The sequence below is a fragment of the Streptomyces sp. URMC 129 genome (genome assembly GCF_051386415.1).
GTDB lineage: Bacteria > Actinomycetota > Actinomycetes > Streptomycetales > Streptomycetaceae > Streptomyces.
Genome location: NZ_JBPQTQ010000236.1, coordinates 1 through 3689, shown reverse-complemented (window position 1 = coordinate 3689; position 3689 = coordinate 1). Strand labels below are relative to the sequence as shown.

Sequence of the window (3689 nt, the reverse complement as noted above, 5' to 3'; positions counted from 1 at the left end):
CCCGCCGCCCCGCCGGACGCCCGGTTCCCCGCCGGACCCCTCGCCGTCCTCGACGGCGACGGCACCGCCCACCTCGCCGACGGCCGCGCCCTCGACTGCCCCGCGACCACCCTGCCCGCCCTCGTGGCCTGGGCGCTGGACGCCGGACTGGGCGCCCCCCGCCTGCACCGCTCCGGCCGGGACGCCGACCCCCTCGTCGTCCTCACCGCGCCCGCCGCCCAACGCCTCGGCCTGCCGCCCGCGCTGACCGACCGGCGCGGCCTGCGGCTGCCCGACGACCACCCCGTCGTCACGGAGCTGACGGCGGCCCGGTGGAGCCTGACCCGGCGCGGCTTCGGCCCCTGGGCCAGGATCTACCGCCCCGCCGACGACGGCGTGCGCCGCTGCGTCCAGCTCGCCGTCCTGCCCTGGGAGGCCCTCGACCCCCGCACCTGGGGCGCCGCCGCCTCCGGCCTGCCGCCCGCCCGCCTGGCCCAGGCCCTGGGCACCTACGCCGCCCGGGTCCTCACCCCGCGCGGCTCCGCCGCCGTCTGCGGCCTGGAGCTGATGACCGCGCTGCGCCCCCCGACCCGCGCCCGCCGGGACGAGACCACCGGCACCTGGGAATCCGCGCCGGTGCCCGGCTCCCTCACCCGCGCCGTCGACCCCGCCCCGCCCGAGGCCCCCGACGAACACCCCGCCGCCGCCGGACGCCCCGCCGACCAGGTCCTCGACGAGGAGGCGTACGACTGGATCCGGCCCGCCGAACTCCTCACCGACGCCGAGTGCGCGCGACCGTGGGCGGTCGGCCTCGACCTCAACCTCGCGTTCGCCGCCGCCGCCAACCGCCTCACCGTGGGCCTGGGCGCGCCCGTGTACGTCGCCCGGCCGGTCTTCGACCGGAAGACCCCCGGCAGCTGGCTGGTCGACCTCTCCGGCGTCGCCCTCGACCCGCGCCTGCCCTCCCCGTTCACCCCCACGGGTGAACCTCCGGCGGGTCCCGCCTGGTACGCCACCCCGACCGTCGCCTACGCCGCCGAACTCGGCCACGACGTCCGCCCGCTGCAGGCGTGGCTGCGCCCCGAGGCCGGGCCCTACCTCGACCCCTGGTACGAGCGGCTGCGCGACGCCTACCTGGCCACCATGGCCGACCTCGGGGTGACCAGGGACCTCACCGACGAGGCGTTCCTCGCCGCCATGGACGCCCTGGACCGCCGCAGGGGCGCCGACCCGGTCCCGGCGGCGGTGCTCTCCGCCGTCAAGGCCACCGTCAAGGGGGGCATCGGCAAGCTCCGCGAACGCCCCCAGGGCGCGGCGTACCGCCCGGGCGAACGGTGGCCCGCCCTCGACCGCCCCACCTGGCGGCCCGACATCCGCGCCGCCGTCATCGCCACCGCCCGGGTCAACATGCACCGCAAGATGCTCCGCATGAGCCGCGCCGGGCTGTACCCGCTCGCGGTCCTCTCCGACTGCGTCGTCTACCCCTCGCCCGGCCCCTCCCCGCTGGACCTGCTGCCCCGCACCCCGGACGGCAAGCCGCTGCCCGGCACGTTCCGCCTCGGCGTCTCCCCGGGCATGGTCAAGCTCGAAGGGGCCCGCCCGTTCCTGTGGGCCGCCGAACTGCTGGACGCCGGACACAATCCGGCCCGCCACCTCAAGGACACCGCCCGCGACCGGGCCGCCGGGGAGGAATGAGCCGTGGGAGAGGTCGCCGACAGCATCGACGCCGCGCTCGCCGCCGCGTTCACCCGCCCCGTCCCCGTCGGCCCGCGCGCCCGGATGCGGTTCCTGGTCCGCGCCGAGAAGGGCTCCACCCGCGCCGTCGCCGCCCGCCTCGGGATCTCCCCCCGCACCGTCCAGCGCTACCTCGCCGGACAGATCCGCACCCCCACCCCCCGCCTGGCCGCCGCGCTCGAACGCGAGGTCCGCCGCTCCTGGCAGCCGCGCGTGCGGCAACGCGTCATCCGGCGGGCCGCCGAGACCGGCATCACCGTCGAGACCCGCGCCCGGTTCGGCTTCACCGCCGCCCCCGGCTCCACCGACGACCCGCGCCTGCGCCGCGTCACCGAGGCCCTGCCCGCCGAGACGGCCCGCCGGCTCCTCGCCTCGCACCAGGCCGGCGCCGCGGAGGGGCAGCTCCGCGACATCCTCGCCGAGGGCCTCGGCCAGGCGTACTTCCGCGACCACGGCCGCCGCGCGCACGGCCTGGACGTCGCCATCACCGACATCGACTACCTCGACATCGAGCTCTGACCCGGCACCGCCCCCCAGAAGCCGCGCAGCGCGCCGGCCAGCTCCTCCGGCGCCTCCTCCGCCATGTGGTGACCGGACTCGACGGGACCGCCCGCCACCCACGCGCCCGCCCAGTCCCGCCACACCCCGACGACGTCGCCGTCGTACAGCTCCGCCAGGTCGTCCCGCGTCGACCACAGCACCTGCAACGGGCACGCCACCCGCCGCCCCGCCCGCCGGTCGGCCTCGTCGTGGTCCCGGTCCACGCCCAGTCCGGCCCGGTAGTCCTCGCACATCGCGTGCACCGTCGCCGGATCGTGGATCGCGCGCCGGTAGTCCCGGTACGCCTCGGCCCCCATCAGCTCCGGATCGCCCCGGTACCAGGCGTCCGGATCGGCGTCGATGATCCGCTCGGCCGGCTTCTCCGTCTGCCCCAGGAAGAACCAGTGCCACCAGCGCGCCGCGAACCCCGCGTCGCACCTGCGCAGCGCCTCCCCGATCGGCACCGCGTCCAGCACGGTGAGCGACCGCACCGCCCCCGGGTGGTCCAGGGCCAGCCGGGTGGCCACATAGGCGCCGCGGTCGTGCCCGACCACGGCGAACCGCTCGTGCCCCAGGCCGCGCATCAGCGCCAGGCAGTCGCGGGCCATGGCGCGCTTGGAGTACGGCCGGTGCTCGGCGTCGCTCGGCGGCTTCGCGGACTGGCCGTAGCCGCGCAGGTCCGGGCAGACCACGCGGTACCCGGCGGCGGCCAGCAGGGGGGCGACCCGGTGCCACGTGGCGTGCGTCCTGGGGTGCCCGTGGAGCAGCAGCACCGGCGGCCCGTCGCCGCCGTACCGCACGCGCAGCCGCACCCCGTCCCCCTCCGCGTCGGTCAGCGTGAATCCCTCGAACACGTTCCGTCTCCTCCTTCCCGCGGGTCCGGCCGCCCCCTCCCGGATGTCCCGCTCCGGCGCGCCCATGCCGCCGGAGCGGCTGACGGGGCGTGGGGTTTCACGGGCGGCGGACCGGGTTACTCCCTCTGGCCGAGGAGGTGGCGGGAGATGGATCACGCACAGGTGCCCGTCCTGGAGGCCCTGCGGGCGTTCCGGCGGCGCGGGGACGTCGTGTACGGGCCGCCGGGCCACAAGCAGGGACGCGGGGTGGATCCGCGGGTGCTGGAGGTCCTCGGGGAGGGCGTCTTCCGCTCGGACGTGCTCTCCCTCAACGGGCTGGACGACCGCCGCGAATCGACGGGCGTGCTGAGCCGGGCGGAGGAGCTGATGGCCGACGCGGTCCGCGCCGACCACGCGTTCTTCTCCACCTGCGGCAGCTCCCTGTCGGTGAAGACCGCCATGCTGGCCGTGGCCGGTCCCGGGGAGAAGCTGCTGATCTCGCGCAACGCCCACAAGTCGGTCATCGCCGGCGTCATCGTCAGCGGCGTCGAACCCGTCTGGGTCCCTCCCCGCTTCGACGCCGGCCTCCACCTGGCCCACCCG

The 3689-nt window shown here is 77.1% G+C and carries 3 protein-coding genes and 1 pseudogene; 3 read left to right on the top strand and 1 reads right to left on the bottom strand.

Annotated features, from left to right (window positions below):
- Together tap and tpg are read left to right on the top strand one after the other, a co-directional pair.
- The coding region (gene tap / locus ACSNOC_RS27275; protein ID WP_436750249.1) for a telomere-associated protein Tap at positions 1 to 1674 on the top strand (1674 nt) is incomplete at its 5' end.
- Between the two features lie 3 nt (positions 1675 to 1677).
- Entirely contained in the window at positions 1678 to 2232 is a 555-nt protein-coding gene (gene tpg / locus ACSNOC_RS27270; protein WP_436750248.1) for a telomere-protecting terminal protein Tpg, read from the top strand.
- Here the strand turns inward: tpg and ACSNOC_RS27265 are convergent.
- Entirely contained in the window at positions 2211 to 3107 is an 897-nt protein-coding gene (locus ACSNOC_RS27265; RefSeq protein WP_436750247.1) for an alpha/beta fold hydrolase, read from the bottom strand. The two genes, tpg and ACSNOC_RS27265, sit on opposite strands and share 22 nt — an antisense overlap.
- 147 nt (positions 3108 to 3254) lie before the next feature.
- Between ACSNOC_RS27265 and ACSNOC_RS27260 the strand changes: the two are divergent.
- Positions 3255 to 3689, top strand: a pseudogene (locus ACSNOC_RS27260) (ornithine decarboxylase); the annotation flags it as partial.